This is a genomic window from Nitrosomonas sp. Nm132 (assembly GCF_900100485.1).
Taxonomy (GTDB): Bacteria; Pseudomonadota; Gammaproteobacteria; order Burkholderiales; family Nitrosomonadaceae; genus Nitrosomonas.
Genome location: NZ_FNDH01000006.1, coordinates 15,576 through 33,079, shown reverse-complemented (window position 1 = coordinate 33,079; position 17,504 = coordinate 15,576). Strand labels below are relative to the sequence as shown.

8 protein-coding genes are annotated in these 17,504 nt (G+C 49.5%); 1 reads left to right on the top strand and 7 read right to left on the bottom strand.

Annotated features, from left to right (window positions below):
• Window positions 1–13: 13 nt before the first annotated feature.
• The 3 genes from BLP80_RS03850 to BLP80_RS03840 all read right to left on the bottom strand — a co-directional run bounded on the left by BLP80_RS03850 (window position 14) and on the right by BLP80_RS03840 (window position 4,748).
• Complete coding sequence (locus tag BLP80_RS03850; RefSeq protein ID WP_090540331.1) at window positions 14–1,360, bottom strand: efflux transporter outer membrane subunit; 1,347 nt, start codon at window positions 1,358–1,360, stop codon at window positions 14–16.
• Window positions 1,361–1,437: 77 nt separating this feature from the next.
• Window positions 1,438–2,442, bottom strand: coding sequence for an alpha/beta hydrolase (locus tag BLP80_RS03845; RefSeq protein ID WP_090540329.1), 1,005 nt, complete (start codon window positions 2,440–2,442; stop codon window positions 1,438–1,440).
• A gap of 71 nt (window positions 2,443–2,513) precedes the next feature.
• Window positions 2,514–4,748: a TonB-dependent siderophore receptor gene (locus BLP80_RS03840; protein WP_256324939.1), complete on the bottom strand. Its 2,235-nt coding sequence runs from the start codon at window positions 4,746–4,748 to the stop codon at window positions 2,514–2,516.
• A gap of 456 nt (window positions 4,749–5,204) precedes the next feature.
• On the opposite strand from BLP80_RS03840, the gene BLP80_RS03835 reads away from it, so the two are divergent.
• A complete protein-coding gene (locus tag BLP80_RS03835) occupies window positions 5,205–6,467 on the top strand; it encodes a PepSY-associated TM helix domain-containing protein (protein WP_090540325.1) in 1,263 nt (420 codons plus the stop codon).
• A gap of 300 nt (window positions 6,468–6,767) precedes the next feature.
• Here the strand turns inward: BLP80_RS03835 and BLP80_RS03830 are convergent, their stop codons facing one another.
• The 4 genes from BLP80_RS03830 to BLP80_RS03815 form a co-directional block, all read right to left on the bottom strand.
• Window positions 6,768–7,736, bottom strand: a complete 969-nt coding sequence (locus BLP80_RS03830) for a tetratricopeptide repeat protein (protein WP_176754259.1) — start codon at window positions 7,734–7,736, stop codon at window positions 6,768–6,770.
• A gap of 121 nt (window positions 7,737–7,857) precedes the next feature.
• On the bottom strand, window positions 7,858–8,484 hold the full coding sequence (locus BLP80_RS03825; RefSeq protein WP_218120368.1) for a phage tail protein: 627 nt from the start codon (window positions 8,482–8,484) through the stop codon (window positions 7,858–7,860).
• 242 nt (window positions 8,485–8,726) lie between these two features.
• A complete protein-coding gene (locus tag BLP80_RS03820) occupies window positions 8,727–15,437 on the bottom strand; it encodes a DUF4347 domain-containing protein (protein WP_176754258.1) in 6,711 nt (2,236 codons plus the stop codon).
• A gap of 387 nt (window positions 15,438–15,824) precedes the next feature.
• Window positions 15,825–17,369, bottom strand: coding sequence for an adenylyltransferase/cytidyltransferase family protein (locus BLP80_RS03815; protein WP_090540319.1), 1,545 nt, complete (start codon window positions 17,367–17,369; stop codon window positions 15,825–15,827).
• Between the last annotated feature and the right edge of the window lie 135 nt (window positions 17,370–17,504).

Sequence of the window (17,504 nt, the reverse complement as noted above, 5' to 3'; positions counted from 1 at the left end):
TGCATTAACTCCATTACACTTTCCCGCCCAGGGCCAGGTAAATATTGATGCGGTTGTTGAGTAACTGCCGTGTAATAAAGAGGTGGGCGCTCTGAGCATTGAGGGTACTGCGGTAGCTGTCCAGTAATGTGAGGATTTCAATCAGACCGTTACGATAGGAATAAACAGCCAGCTTCTGGCTGGCTTCAGTTTGCTCAACGGCTTTCCTCAGGGAGATTTCCTGTTGCCGTAACCATTCCTCTGCAGCCAGCGCTTGTTCAACTTCCCGAAAAGCGTTGAGCGCCGTACTTTTGTAAAAATTCAGGGCTTCTTCTGCGAACGCCTCATTCCGGAAAATCTCGCCCCGGATACGTCCCCCGGTAAATAAAGGCTGCATGAGCCCGGTAATGACATTCCAGGCAGCTGCTCTGGGGTCAATCAATTCAGTGAGATCGGTACTGCGGGTACCGCCGGCGGCTGTAAGGGTGATGCGCGGCAAGCGCAGTTTTTTTGAGCTGACTGTGCGAAAGTCGGCAGCCTGCAGGCGGCTATATGCTGCGACCACATCCGGTCTGCGCTCCAGCAGTTCGGAAGGTAATCCGGCAGGAATATCCGTGGGCAATGACGGGAGGGTAGCTACATCCATTTCCTTTCCTTCCGGATAGCGACCCAGTAAAATTTCCAGGCGGCGGGTAATGATCTGGATCTGGTTATGCGCTTCCTTGAGTTCTACTTCCGCATTCGCTAGATCGGTAAGCGCCAAGCGTAAATCAAGTCCACGCACCAGGCCGCGTTGAAAACGTCCCCGTACCAGGCTAACTATGATGTTGCGGTCTTTGACTGACTGCTCGACTACTGCTGCCAGAAGTTTCGCTTCAATCAATTCAAAATAGCTTTGTGCCACTCGCGCTGCCAGGGATAGTCTCGCTCCGTGATAATCGACAGCGGTGGCATCTGCTTCTAGCACAGCAGTCTGCTGAAAATCGCGTATCCTCCCCCAAACGTCTAATTCCCAGCTCAGGCCGAATAAGGCTTCAAACACACCAAATCTCGCTGAGCCGAAACCAGCCTCGCGAATTTGCATTTGCTCGTGTTCTACAAAAAAAGAAAGCTGGGGCCAGCGACTCGCTCCATCAATGCGCGCCTGGGCGATAGCCGCATCGACGCGAGCGGCTGCTGCTTTCAGTTCGTAGTTATTAGCCAGCGCACTGGAAACCAGATTGCTGAGTTGCGGATCGCCGAAAATTTCTACCCAATGCTCAAATACCGGCTGGCTGATTGTTCTCTCTTCAACCCATTGATCCGGTATTTCTGCTCCCACGTCCTGCTCAGATCGCTGGGGCAGCATATTGCATCCCGCCAGAATAACAAATAACGCCATCCCAATAAAAATCCTAGGCACTTAAAACCATCCAATTCCAGTTAACCAGGGGTATAACCATTTCGCAGCGATCACGCTCACTCTTCAAGAGTCTTCTCTCCTGCATTCGTTGGTATGCTGGTATGCTGGTATGCGTTTGCGAGCACACAGGCAATGTCTTGGCGAACCTGATTGGCTTCATTGACGATGTTGCCAAGACGGGCGAAATCATGCGTCATCCCAGGGTAAATTTTAACCAGTGTGGTAACGCCTGCGGCTTTCAGTTTATTGCCGTAAGCAACACCTTCATCTACCAGCGGATCATATTCGGCCAAAGCAAGGAATGCGGGCGCAAGATCGCTCAGATTGTTCGCTTCCAGCGGCGCAAACCGCCAATCGGCACGATCGGCAATATCACGCAGATAATGGGTAAACATCCATTGTAGGGTGGGTGCTTCAAGCAGATAGCCTTGGGAAAAACGGCGATGCGATTCAGTATTCTGCCAAGTACTGGTGCAAGGATAAAGCAGCACCTGAGCCACGGGTAGTGGCCATTTGGCGTCACGCGCCGCGATGGTCAGTCCGGTTGCCAGGGCTCCACCCGCGCTGTCTCCGCCAACAGCAATACGAGCGCTATCCAGGTTGCACTCAGATCCTGTTGACAGTATCCATTGATAGGCATCCTGCGCGTCCTCAACGGCTGTCGGGAAACGGTATTCAGGCGCTAACCGGTAGGCGACATTTAACACGCAACAGGGCGTCAATGCCGCTAAGGTCCGACATAATGAATCATGAGAATCAAGGCTGCCGACACAATATCCACCACCGTGGAAATACAGCAATACTGGCAGAGGTTGCGTTTCTGCCATCAACCCTGCGGGCGTATACAGGCGTGCGCTGATCGCCTGGCCATCGCGAGTGGGAATGCGGATAGTCCGCATGCTGCCAACTTCCGGCCCGGGACGATCCAGTATCTGCGTTGACGCATCGTATTCTCTACGCGCCTGCTCAGGGGTTAACTCATGCATTCTGGGTTTGCTTCCACTGTCGGCATGGGCCTCAACCAGCTCAAGAAAAGCAGCCAGATCCGGGTCAAGTGACATTTAATATTCTCCGCTAGTGAATAAAATCCCGACTAATAGCCAGGAAGGGAGGTAGCACAGCATCAAGCTGTCTAGAATCGGTACTTCAAGGTGCCGACCACCGTGCGTTGCGTTCCGAGATAAAAAGTACCAAAGACATTGGACGAGACATATTGATTATTAAATAGATTGCTCGCGTTGATATTGAATAGCCAGGGACCATGATCGTAGCGCAGCGTGGCATCAAATAAGGTAAATGCCGGGGTAGAACTGGTATTCTGATCATCATCAAATACTCTGCCCACATAACGAACGCCGCCTCCAATGCCAAAACCGCGCAACCACTCGATGCCCAGACTTCCCAAGGAATAATCCAGCCAGGCTGAGGTCAGGGTGGTTGGCACTTGCACTGGCATCTTGCCTTCATTGCCATCATTACTCTTGGTGACGGTGACTTCATGATAAGTAAATGAGCCGATGAAATTCAGACCGGGTAGCAGTTCTGCTCGTGCTTCCAATTCAGCGCCGCGCGAACCGACCTCACCGTTTTGTACACTGCGGAAAGGATCGTTCGGATCACGGGTCAACACATTAGTTTTGGTGAGATCGAACAATGCCAGGGTATAGAGGCTTCTGCCGCCGACTGGCTGGTATTTGATTCCCACTTCATATTGCGCGCTGCGCGTGGGGTCAAACGGATTATTGCTGGAATCAAAGCCTGCTTGCGGCAGGAATGATTGTGAGTAACTGACATAAGGCGCGATGCCATTGGAAAAAAGATAGGTTAAACCAGCTCGTCCGGTATACGCCTGATCCTTGCTTCTGTCTGTTGTGGTATTCAGAATATCATCATTGGTAGTATTTACTCTGTCATAGCGGCCACTTAATGTGAGGATCCAGTTCTGGTCATATCTGAGTTGATCTTGAATATAGACCCCCAGTTGATCAATTTTTTGCTTGGCCTGGATTGCCAGCAAATCGGGTTTAGGAATCGGCTGAGGATACACCGGGTTAAGGATATCGATTCCGGGTGTATTAGCGCCAGCAAAATATTTGAGGGAGGCATCGGTCATATTCCAGTCGGCCCCGACCAGCATCGTATGGTGCACGGGACCGGTATTGAGCTTGGCCTGGATATGCGTATCGAGCACAGTTTGATTCAGTCGCTCGTTGGTAGAAAACGCCATGCGATCCATGACTGTCGGCTGGTTAATATTGAATTCTAGTGGATTCAATTCGTTAAACTTTCCATCCTGCTGCATGTGCCGAAAGTTTTGGCGTACCGTAAATATCTCGTTAAAGTTATGTTCGATCTGATAGCTAAACGAAGACTGATTGGTTGAATATTTAACGAATTTGGGATCAGCCAGCAGCACATTGGTGCGGCTGCCATCGGGTGCAGTAATATAAAACGGTGAGGCTTCGCTACGATTATTGAGGACATCCCCCATGAGGGTAATCGTGGTATCCACTGTCGGACGCCATGTCACTGAGGGCGCAATATAAAAACGCCGATTCTGGGCACGATCACCACCGGTATTGGGAAATCTGACTTGCGTGTCAGAATCAAGTCCTAGCGTCACCAGACGAAACATCAACGTTCCCTCTTTATTGGCAAAACCCAAATCAGCAGCGACGCGCTTACGATCAAAGTTACCATACTGCAGCTCAATTTCCCTGATTGGATCAGCACTAGGACGTTTGGTGACCCGATTTACGATCCCGCCTGCATCACCCCGGCCAAACATCACCGCAGAAGGCCCGCGCAGCACATCAATCCGTTCCATGCCATAGGGATCCGTGATAAAGGAGCCAAAATACAGGCCTCGCCCCGCCTGACTCAGGCCGTCACGAAAATTTGCAGTGGTCAGTCCTTGGAAACCACGCATCAGCAGATATTCGTAACCCCGTCCCTCAAACCCGAACTGATCAACAGCTACACCCGGGACATAGCGTAAAGCTTCGGTAAAATTCTGCACACTCCTCATGTCCAGTTCATCACGTGTGACTACCGAGATCGATTGCGGAATTTCAATAACCGGCGTATCGGTCTTGGTTGCGGTCAGGCTACGTTTGGCGACATATCCTGCCGTGTCGGATGCTTTAGTATTGACTGTCACAGAGGGTAATACAGTGATATTCGATTGATCCGGGCCTGGATGATCCGATGTCGTACCAGCTTGAGTTTGCTGGCTTTCCGATTTTGCTGGTTTCTCCGTAGATTGTTGTGACTGTGCGTAACTATTGCTCGATAGCGCAAACGCAGCAAATTGTAAAGCAAACAGAAGGGTATGCTTGAGATGAAAAGCGATACTACCCGGTTTCATATGATTCCTCATGATTTAATTATGATTGTGTTCAAAGAATTACGAGCCGTGAAGAAGGAAGAATCCAGAAAAGCAATCAATTTATGGAAGCTGCTTTTTAGCGGACTGAGTAACCGGATATGAGTGATTCTCCTACCTCAATAAGTGGAGACGAATGAGAAACATTATCATTTAATATTTTTGATAGATTTACTGAGGGGGAAAATTGCAGAGGGTTAACGCGAATTTATGAAATATTCGGGTTAAATCAAACGGTCGCTTAAGAATTGGCTGGTTTTTTTTGAGGCAAAGTAAATATTGCGTGCTTACATTCGTCTTCTTCTATATAAGGGCTTTAGCATGAAAAACGCTATGTTTACTGGGCGGTTATCTGTCGTTTGATGATATCAAGCCATTAAGCGTGGCATGTATAACGGCTAAAACATGATTGATAATAATGAAGCGTAAATTGATACGATGAAAAAATTTATTGAATTGGCATTGCCTGAGGAAATTGAGCAACCAGAAAAACAATCCAGTAAATCCAGAGCAGGCCGCTCAATATTCACGCTGTTACACCGTTGGGTAGGCCTCTTTCTAGCCGTCTTCCTGTTTATTTCAGGGCTGACCGGTGCGGTGATCTCATGGGATCATGAGCTCGATGAATGGCTTAATCCACAGTTATTCGAAAGGCAAAGCCAGGGAGACGCATTGTCTCCCATAGAACTTGCTGATCAATTCGAAGCATCTGATGCAAGAATGCTCATCACCTGGCTGCCTTTGTCCCTGGAGCCTGACCAGAATCTGGGATTAGGGGTCAGTGCTCGCCTTGATCCCGCTACGGGCAAGCCTTTTGATCTGGGGTTTAACCAGGTTGCGCTTGATCCCGTTAATGGAGAAGTGCAGGGTACCCGCAGGTGGGGTGAAATTTCGCTTAACCGGGAAAATTTTCTGCCTTTCCTGTACAGGTTGCACTACAGCATGCATATTCCGGATGCATTCGGGATCGAATTAGGCATTCTGTTCATGGGCATTCTGGCGACCGTCTGGTCTATCGATTGCTTCATCGCATTATGGATTTCATTCCCCCATTTTCAGGCATGGCGCAAATCGTTTATTTTCCGCTGGCGGCAAGGTAGCTATAAGCTGAATTTTGATTTACATCGTTCAGGAGGCGTATGGTTGTGGGGCTTATTGTTGATACTTGCTGTGACCGCAGTATCGATGAATCTTAAATTGGAGGTGATGCGGCCAATCGTATCCCTATTTTCTACGCTCACACCCGATCCATTTGCAATGCGCATACCCAATCCACCTGACGAACCGATCGAGCCTGCGATCGCGCGACATGAGATTATTCAGCGCGCCCGTGCAGAAGCACAAAAAAGAAATTGGGATATCCCGCCAGGGGGTATGTTTTACGAGCCGGCGTATGGTATTTATGGTGTAACGTTTCATGAGCCAGGACATGATCATCCTGATTTGGGTCTAGGTAATCCATGGCTTTATTTTGACGGGCAGGATGGATCCTTTCTAGGCGACAATATACCAGGCGCAGGCAGTGCGGGTGATCTATTCCTCCAGGCCCAATATCCTTTGCATTCTGGTCGCATCCTTGGTTTACCAGGGCGCATTCTGGTTTCCATGCTAGGGTTGTTGGTCGCGATGCTTTCTGTGACGGGTGTGATTATTTGGCAAAGGAAACGCCTGGCGCGCGCCAAAGCTGTTTCAAACAAATAGTGAGCATCATTCCGAGGATGTTCACAACAGTACCTTAGCCCGAATATTTCATAAATTCGCGTGATGATCACGCAGGATTTTGATTAATAGGGAAGTTTTGAGAAGGAGGGGTGTAGTGATTCATACACCCGATTGAGCAAAATCTTTCTTATTAATCAAAAGACAAGTGAGGGCACGTGCCAATTTATGAAATATTCGGGTTAGTGGGATAGATTAGCCTTATTTGAATACAGGAGATTCATAGCACGAAAGTTCGTTGTTAGAGTAGACAGGGCATCGCTGTATTTTGCCATTTTATGGCTACTGATATTTTTGCAGGTGTTGAGTGACTTTCTGGTCAAGATCCGTCTGCCAGCCGGCAGGCATTACTTGTAGTACCTTTTCAAGCATGTTCGCCGCTGCTTGCAGTTCATGTTCATTTTCATGGTGTGATTGTCGTTGGGTGGCAGATAGCCATAAATAAGATTTAGCCAGATTTGCTGCTTCAGGCATGCCTGTTTCATTTGACACGGGCGCAGTAAAGTATAATTTGGCAGTCGGGTAGTAAGCGGGGATATAGCCTTGGCTGGCGGCTGTTTCAAACCAGTATAAAGCGCGATCGGTATCACGGAAAAAATCACGGTTGATCACACCAAGGTAATGGCTTGCTTGCAAAGAACCTTTTTCGGCGGCGTAGCCAAACCAGATGGCCGCTTTTTGGGGATCACGTATTGATTGATCGCCCTCCAGATAAAATCCTCCCATCTGTAATTGAGCGGGCACGGAACCTGCAGCGGCGGCACGCTCGCAATATTCCAAGGCTTTCTGCGGATCTTTTTCCATGCCTTTTCCCTGCATGGCCAGTTCGCCAATGGCGCAAAGGGAGAGGGTATGTCCCAGATCAGCCGCTTGCTGATACCAATGAATGGCGGCTTTATAATCGACGGGTTGATGAATGCCCTCTTGCAGACATTGGGCAAAAAAGTGACTGGCTGCCGGTATCCCTCCTTTTGCTGCTTCCCCATGCCACCGGCAGGCAAGTGCCTCGTCTTTTTCCATGCCCCAGCCTTGCTGGTAAAAAAGCGCTAAAGTAAATTGCGCCAGATGATTCTGTTTGTCTTGCGCATAGGAGTGAAATACTTCGAATGCTTGCGGGTAGTTACCTTCTGCCAGCCATTGCTGTGCAACGGCTAATTCATCCTTAGGTGGCTGGGCGAATGACATGGGTATCGATAGCAATCCAATCGTCAGGCCAATTATCCAGTCACTCGTTTTATATTTGCTTACCATAAGCTGCATTTTCAATCGGAACGAAATTCTATTAAAAAGGCTACTGAGTATAACCACTCAGCAGCCCATTTAACCCGAATTTATGAAATATTCGGGTTAAAGTCATGGACGGAGTCAGTCTTTAATCACGGGAAGGGAAGATACCTTGTAGTGCAATAATCCAGTTCATGGCAATATAGGGGGAGCGGTTTTCATGAGGTTCTCCACCACCAAACGAATTGATGGTTACCGCATTGGGGCTCATGGTGACGTTAGGAGCAGCATTTGAATAAGTATTCTGGCGACCCAGCGTTGCCCAGACACCATTACTGGGATTATCGCTGTTGCCGGCGCTACTTTGGGCATGAACAGTAGCGGTAGGCGTGATGATGGGAAGTTGCGCCTGAGTCAGGGTAATGGTTTCAGCGCCACCTTTTTCGCCGAGCTGATAGTTTGATAATCCTGGGCCGACCCCCGCACCTATCACGGAGCGTCCCCTTGTGTCAGGCAGCGCAAAAGTCGTTTGGCCATCGCCTCCGTAGGTCGTGCCCAGTATCGAAAATAAGGCGGCATTCTGGGAAATAGACATTATTTGGCCATTTGCTAATGCCCAGCCGCGCGGTGCAAAATTTCCGGCAAAAACGCACAAGCTGCCAAGCATGGGACTATCGCCACTGCATGCTTGTGCCGGATTGCTGATCAGAGCACTGGAAGATAGCACAACGCTGAGGGTAAGAGATAAAGCGGAACGACGTAAATGATGGGTCACGATTACTCCTTTCTTGATTTTGTGACAGGGAAAAAAGTATAGAGTTGTCCGCAAAGTCTATTTCCGGACTATCCATACAGCATAGCAGTCATTGTGCCTTTAAAGCCTGATTTAGAAAAACGATAACAGCAGGGGTAACTTGTCCTATTTATCAAGATGAATACTGACATAACAGTAAAACCTTGTCGGTCGTGATATTCATACTTCAACCTTTAGCCCGAATATTTCATGGCGCATTGAATTTAAATCCACCCTTCGTGCAGGATCACATTACCCACCAGATTGATCGCCTCAGTACTCCCGGCAATTTCAACTGCCAGCCATTCGCGATTAATTTGACCTTTTTCCAGTCGGGGCAACTGCTCGTTTAATTCAGTTTCTGTTGCTTGGCGCCCCAGTGTTTGGGTAAAGATAGCCTGGAGATAGTCGGTATTCGACAGGTCACCTAGACCGGCTCTTTGCTGGAACCAATCAAGGATAATATCGGGACTCATTTGGGCTGCAAGCGCTTCCCGTCCTAATTGCCACTCTGCGGCGGTGGCATCCCGATTAAAGAAGCTATGGAATAAGCGCGCTAAAATAGCTTCTGTCGAATTGTGGGCCAATATAACCGTCTCGCCGTTGTCAAAAGCAATCGCCTCGGCATTTTTAAGGCCAAGCATGGCACCATCACTCAGGCGGGTCAGTTCCAAAGTATCGCCGACAAACTCGAGGTGAACATCATGACGACTCCCTGGCATGCGTAGCACATCATGGCCCATGCCGCCGTCCGCATTCAAAGCTAATCCTAAGGGGAGATAGCCTTGATCGTTATTGGCCGTAGTGCCAGTAAATTCACGTGCTACGTCAAGCTGCCGGATGTTCGGGTTATTTTCCAGACCAGCCAGCAGCTCACTGCCTGTTTTATCACGCAGACCCATCGCTTCTGGAAGGTCAAGAAAAGCGGCTACAATATCGTCGACATCAGCATCGCGCCAGTTCTGCACGGCATTCCCCTCAGCCGCCGTCAGATCACGCCCCAGCCAGGTTTTAACCAGATGATGTGCGGCAGCCTCAGTGCCAGAATGCGCAATGGCCAGACTGGGGCCACTGGTAAAGTGCACCAGTTCAACATCCGTGAGGGTGTCGACTGCGCCATTACGATGTGTCAGAACGACTTCGTGACCGTGAATTTCAACCTGAAAATCTGTTAATTGCCCTGCCTGAATGGCGCTGTCGAAACCCAGGCCGCCATTTAACCGATCGTCTCCGCTGCCACCATTTAAAGTATCGTTCGCGCTTCCGCCATAGACAATATCATTGCCTGCATCGCCCGAAACCTGATCATCACCGCCCAAGCTGCCCACGGTATCATTACCGCCACCGCCAAACAGGATGTCATCGTCTGCGCCCAGTATCACAACCTGATCTTGAACATCAGCCGTTACGAAATTTTTACCATTACCGCCCACCACACGGACCGAGCCGATAATGACTGCAAATGCAACGTTATTCATATGCAATACCGTGTCAGCAGGCAGATTGCTAGCATCAATGATTAATATCTGCTTGCTTTCAGTGGGCGCATCTGGTCCCGTGATAATAATAGGCGCACCAGGTTTCTGATGATCACTGACAAAGAGTTCAAGTGTATGAACGCTGGCAGATTCGCCCGGGGCCAACGAATCAAGAAAATTCTGACCATGACTTGTCAGGGTCTGACGCGGCTCGCTGCCTGCTGCGGTCTTTTGCTCAATACGCTGGATCAAGTCGCTGGCGGCGTCTTGCTTATTCAATGCCTGCGGTTGGCCTTCCGCACTTAAACCCACGCCAGCTGGAATACTGACAGTCAGGATGGGATCATCTTGTGAATTGGAGACGACAGGAATGTCAGCATGGTCTCTAAATAAAGTGGTTGGATCATCTTGCCGAGTGATGTCAACGACTGGCGTGGTCAGCAATACAGCGCCATCGGACTGGGTTGTTGTCGTGACGATTACACCGTCAATTAGCGTGGGTGTGCTGTTGTTGCCAGATGAGGGCGCAGCGACGTTGCTGACGGTGATGTCGTTACCTGTCAGATCGGCAACGGTAACGGCGGCATCGGCGCCGGCTGCCCAATCTTCATCAGCAGCCAGGTTGTAGGGGGGGCCACCGCTCGATGACATGCCGTTCTTGTTGATGATCTGATTGATGGCTGCCTTATCCGTGGCGCTCAAGGTGATCGTAAAAGCGGTTCCGGAAGTAATCTCGACATTGGCGGTATTGGTCAGGGTATAGGTTGCGCCGCCTTCGCCGGTAAACGTGAATTTAGAAGCATCGATATCATTAGTTTCGCCAGAAAGCTTCAAGAAACCGGCTCCGGTAACTACTAATATTCCGGTACTGGCATCATAGGTGGCTGAAGTGATAGTAGGGACGGCGACGTTGCTGACGGTGATGCCGTTTTCGGTAGCATCGGCGGTATCGCCATCTGTCACATTAGTATTCCAGTCATCTGTGGCGGCCAGATTGTAGGGGGTGCCGCTGGTCGATAAGGTGCCGTTCTTGTTGATGGTCTGATTGATGGCTGCCTTGTCAGTGGTACTTAAGGTGATAGTAAATTGTGTTGCCGAGTCACGTTCAACATCCGCTGAATCGGTCAGGGTATAAGTTGCGCCTCCATCGCCAGTAAAGGTCAATTTGGAAGCATCGATATCAGTCCCGCTACCTTTTGCCTGAATATTGGCCCCGGTTACGACCAATACGCCGGTGTTGGCGTCATAGGTGGTTGAAGTGATAGTGGGGGTGGCAACATTGCTGACGGTGATGCTGTTACCCGTCATATCGGCAACGGTAACAGTGGCATCAGCGCCGGCAGTCCAGTCTTCTGCTGCGGCAAGATTGTAAGTGGTCGCATCGTAAGAGCTCGTGCCGTTTCTATTGAGGAGCGCATCAACGGCTGTTTTGTCAGTGGCGCTCAAGGCGATCATGAAAGCCGTGCCTGACGTGATCTCGACATTGGCTGAGTCGGTGAGGGTATAAGTTATACCTCCTTCGCCGGTAAACGTGAATTTAGACGCCACGATATCATTGGCAGGGCCAGATCGGCTCAGGAAGCCGCTGCCGGTTACCACCAACGTACCGGTACTGGCATCATAGGTGGTTGAGTTGATAGTGGGGATGGCGACGTTGCTGACGGTGATGCCGTTTCCGGTAGCATCGGCGATATCGCCATCTGTCACATTGGTATTCCAGTCATCTGCGGCGGCCAGATTGTAGGAGGTGCCGCTGGTTGATGACGTGCCGTTCTTGTTGATGGTCTGATTGATAGCTGCCTTGTCAGTGGCACTTAAGGTGATAGTAAATTGTGTTGCCGATTGACGTTCAACATCCGCTGAATCGGTCAGGGTATAAGTTGCGCCTCCCTCGCCAGTAAAGGTCAATTTGGAAGCATCGATATCAGCCCCGCTACCTTTTGCCTGAATATTGGCCCCGGTTACGACCAATACGCCGGTGCTGGCGTCATAGGTGGTTGAAGTGATAGTGGGGGTGGCAACATTGCTGACGGTGATGCTGTTACCCGTCATATCGGCAACGGTAACGGTGGCATCAGCGCCGGCCGCCCAGTCTTCTGCTGCGGCAAGATTGTAAGTGGTCGCATCGTAAGAGCTCGTGCCGTTTCTATTGAGGAGCGCATCAACGGCTGCTTTGTCAGTGGCGCCTAAGGCGATTGTGAAAGCCGTGCCTGACGTGATCTCGACATTGGCTGTGTCGGTTAGGGTATGAGTTGCACCGCCTTCTCCGGTAAATGTGAATTTAGAAGCATCGATATCATTGGTTGCGCCTGAGCGGCTCAGGAAGTCGCTGCCGGTTACCACCAACGTACCGGTACTGGCATCATAGGTGGTTGAGTTGATAGTGGGGACGGCGACATTGCTGACGGTGATGCCGTTGCCGGTGGTATCGGCAACCACCACGGCGGCATCGGCGCCGGCTGCCCAGTCTTCAGCGGCAGCGAGATTGTAAGTGGAGATATCGGTCGATAACGTGCCGTTCTTATTGATGATCTGATTGACGGCCGCCTTGTCAGTGGCGCTCAGGGTGAGGGTGAAGGCCGTTCCTGAAGTGATCTCGGCATTGGCAGTATCGGTCAGGGTATAGGTTGCGCCGCCTTCGCCTCTAAGTGTGAATTTAGACGCCACGATATCATTGGTTGTGCCTGAGCGGCTCAGGAAGCCGCTGCCGGTTACCACCAACGTACCGGTACTGGCATCATAGGTGGCTGAGTTGATAGTGGGGGCGGCGACATTGCTGACGGTGATGCCGTTACCTGTCAGATCGGCAACGGTAACGGCGGCATCGGCGCCGGCTGCCCAGTCTTCAGCGGCAGCGAGATTGTAGGGGGTGCCGCCGGTCGATGACGTCCCGTTCTTGTTGATGATCTGATTGATGGCTGCTTGATCAGTGGCGTTCAGCGTGACTGCAAAAGACGTACCTGACGTGATCTCGACATTGGCCGTGGTCAAGGTATAGGTTGCACCACCTTCACCCGTGAAAGTGAATTTGGAAACATCGATATCATTGGCAGCACCGCTTGCTTTCAGGAAATTCGTACCGGTTACCGCCAAAGCGCCTGTGCCGGCATCATAGGTGGCTGAGTTGATAGTGGGGATAGCGACGTTGCTGACGGTGATGTTGTTAAATGTATCTTCGACATCAACGGCGGCATCGGCGCCGGCTGCCCAATCTTCTGCTGCAGATAGAATGTAAGTGCTGATATCGGTTGATAGATTGCCATTTTTATTGAGAATCAGATTGATGGCGGCTTTGTCAGTGGCACTCAAGGTGATTGTGAAAGCCGTGCCTGATGCAATCTCAACATCTGCGGTATCAGTCAAGGTATAGGTTGCACCACCTTCACCCGTGAAAGTGAATTTGGAAACATCGATATCATTGGCAGCACCGCTTGCTTTCAGGAAATTCGTACCGGTTACCGCCAAAGCGCCTGTGCCGGCATCATAGGTGGCTGAGTTGATAGTGGGGATAGCGACGTTGCTGACGGTGATGTTGTTAAATGTATCTTCGACATCAACGGCGGCATCGGCGCCGGCTGCCCAATCTTCTGCTGCAGATAGAATGTAAGTGCTGATATCGGTTGATAGATTGCCATTTTTATTGAGAATCAGATTGATGGCGGCTTTGTCAGTGGCACTCAAGGTGATTGTGAAAGCCGTGCCTGATGCAATCTCAACATCTGCGGTATCAGTCAGGGTATAGGTTGCGCCGCCTTCACCTGTGAAAGTGAATTTGGAAACATCGATATCATTGGCAGCACCGCTTGCTTTCAGGAAATTCGTACCGGTTACCACCAACGCGCCGGTATTGGCATCATAGGTGGCTGAAGTGATAGTGGGGGCGGCCACATTGCTGACGGTGATGCCGTTACCGGTGGTGTCAGCGGTATCACCATCTGTTACATTGGTATTCCAGTCATCTACGGCGGCGAGATTGTAGGTGGTGCCGCTGGTTGATAGGGTGCCGCTCTTGTTAATGATCTGATTGATGGCTGCCTTGTCAGTGGCGCTTAGCGTGACGGTAAATTGTGTCGATGAGTCACGCTCGACATCAGCCGAATCCGTCAGGGTATAAGGTGTGCCTCCCTCGCCTGTGAATATCAGCTTGGACACATCGATATCCGCTCCGCTACTGTTTGCCTGAATGTCGGTACCGGTCACGACTAATACGCCTGTGCTGGCATTATAAGTGGCGCTGGTGATGAGAGGGAGCACGATAGCATCTGCGATAACCAAATCATCAATCAATGATTGACCAACGTCATCACCATAAATATTCGTACCAATTAAACGGATTTCATCGGCATTCTTAAAAATATTGCTGGTAAACGTTACGGCCTCAGGTGTTATTGAAATTAAGTCATTTGGAAAATTGGTACCCGAAGGGGTAATTGTTTGACTGCCTAGCAAAATGCCGTCTCTATACGCATAACCAGTTAAACTCGTATAAATGGTCGGGCCAATACTACCGAACTTGACTGACTGGAAGCTAACTTCACGGCCATCAGTATAAATAACAAGATACTCTCCATCAGCTCCAGTATAGTAAAAGTCGTTAAAAGAATCATTGACTTCCCCAGCTGTAGCTAAGGTCAGTGACGCATTTGCTGTTCCTGTTGAATCTGCATCGTTTATTATTTTAAGATTTATCGTTCCGAAATTAGCTGTTGGATGGGTTGCGGTAACATAATTAGAAACTATATCGCTTGAGAAATCTAAGGTATTTGTAGTGAGAGTAGAGGAGAAGTATTTGAGGTTTTCTTCACAAAATACAAGCTCTGAGACAATATCATTAGTAGAGATATCTAGTATCCAATTTCCCCCTAACCTGCTATTCCCAATTAAATGGCTGGATGCCGCAATATTTGCTCCGGTATGGAACGCTAATTGCTGAATGAATTGCTCGCCTGACAATCCTTTGGCGACTTCACAACCATAAACCAGAATATCGGCATCGTCATTAAGCGCTCGCCGCCAGGAGAACAAGGCATCCTGATAATGATTTAGCGTTTCGGTGGATAGGACGCTATTACCTAACGCCAGATAACCTACATTGCCATGCGAGACGATGTGCACAGCGCTGATAGCAGATCGCTGTTTTAGTATATCGGTGATCTGTAGGACTCCGTCCTGTCTGCTATCGATCACATGGACTTCTATGCCAGCCTTGGTGCCGGCAATCAGCGATGGGTAATCTTCGACGCCTTGATCGATAAAGACAATTTGTTTACGTTCGGCTGAAGGAGATATATTGTCATTTTTAAAGGGTAGGGGAGGGGCAGTCAGAGAGAAGCCATTTTCAGGAGACTTGCTTGCCGGTACTTGAGTTGTTTCTAAAGCAATCTTGCTGGATGAAATTATCGTTACTTCTGATGTGTGCTCAGCATGTGCTGTGCGACTGAGTTTAGTATTGGCCATTAAGGTTGTCCCCTGAGAGTTGTTTATTAAACGCTTGGAAGTGCGCCGACAATTTACCGATAATCTCTTCTTGGGGAAAAATGTATGCGGCATATTGATGGTGCGCAGGATGGTTTTTATTCAGTCGATTATATTCACTGGATAAATTGCCTAAGGGCCGATTTGTAGGAGATTCCCGGGTTATTTACGCTATCAGGAGAATAATGGGGGGGCAACCGGCAAGTGGTTTTGCTTTGGCTGGTGGGGAGGGAGGTATTATTTTGTAATACCTGCAGGGGTGGAGCAAGCGCTCCAACCATTATGCAGCGGTGAGGCTGAACTGGGAATGAAGCGCCCAAGCGATGTTAGGTGCAAGTTTTGTTAGCCAGCCTGCGGATTCTCAGGTTCTCAGTCTGTACTTCCCGCACCATTCAAAATACGTGTGACGAGATCAGATGTGGAGATGCCGGGCGTATAGACGAGTTCTTTAATCATGTCGGGTGGAAGCGTCGTGCATAGTTTGTACTTTTCTGTCCGTTCTTCCTCGGAAGCGCAGGCGAACGTATAAATGGCAAAGCCGTATTGCGCCATAAATTCAGGCGTGGTATTCACCGGGCTGTCGGTAATGACCACGTCCACGTATTTGCAAGCTGAAACGACTGCAGCACGCTCTGCCTGCGTCATGACGGGGAGTTTTCCTTTGTTTTCCAGAACCCGCTCGTCCGGGACGACACAAACCGTTAAATGGGTGCCCAGTGCGCGCGCTTCGCGTAAGAAATTCACGTGACCTTCATGAAACAAATCGGCCACCATTCGTGTATAAACACGCCGCTGAGGCCGGTTTCCGGGCCAGGATGGAATATCCTGGCCTAAACGTGACAGGGTTCGTTCCAGCCATTGGCGGCTACGCAAAATGGCGACATCATCGGGATCTTTCAGGGCGATTTGATGAGCATAACGCCATGCTTTGGCAAGATTTCCTGCTAGCCAGCACTTAATCAGGCGATGATAGGCATAGCAGCGTACCAGCAAGGTAAATCTTTCAAGATTTAATGCCGAGATGACGGTATCCCAGTGGGGATTGGGAGTGCGCCAGTCGCCATAAAATGCAGCTAAAATTTTCTCGGGAGGTTGGGGAAACCATACGTTACCGTACGCGGTGCTGCGTTGTACCAAATCGAATCGGGGAAAAACCGAAACCCGTTGATACTCTGCCGGATGATCCGGCAAGGAAAAACCACCTGTGATCTGCTGCTCATTTCTGTACTGCAGGCCACATAAGTCAAGTGTCATGCCGGTCTCTGAGTGCACATAGTCACGATAATTACTGTAGGTAATGCCCGTGGGCACCTTGCACCACCCCATTTTTTCAAGCGCGTTGCAACAGGCTTCCCAGGATTCCATCCAGACTGCAATATCCAGATCTTTGTCAAAATCCAGTAGATGGCCGTTGCGCACTATGCCGAGCAGCGTTCCCGCAAACGGGAATGCGGGTATTCCCTGTGATGCCAGTTCTGCACAGGTGGTCCATAACAACTGTTCTGCCTTGCCGGAAACAAACAGGTTTTCTGCACCAGTTTGCTCTTCTGTCTGTTTCCGCTTTGCGGGCGCTTTTCCGGATTTGGCCAATGCAATGAGATGATTGATTGCACCAGTGAAATTATCCAGGGCAGTTGCCAGGTCCAATGCCAGGAAGCTTGCAGTCCCCATCAATTGCGCCCAGTACGCTTTCTGGAAATCACCTTGGCTATGGGCATAAATTTTCGCTGCATACGGCAAAATCTCGGCTACCTGACCTGTTCGCATTGCCAGCGCGCACCATAGTTTGGCGATATCGGGTGATAGGGGGGATTCTTTTTTTAACGGACTCAGTATTTTGTCTGCTTCGGTAAAATTACCCGCTTGAATAAAGTTTCGTGCTTGCTGCAATGATTCCATCAGTTTCTCGGTCATGATTTGATTTTCTACAGATTTCCGTGATTTTTTGGTATTTTACTTATTATTTTGTTATTATTGAGAATTACTCTCATTATTATTCTTATTTTTAAATAAGAATAATAAGTGAATTTGTAAATTTTTGATTTAAAC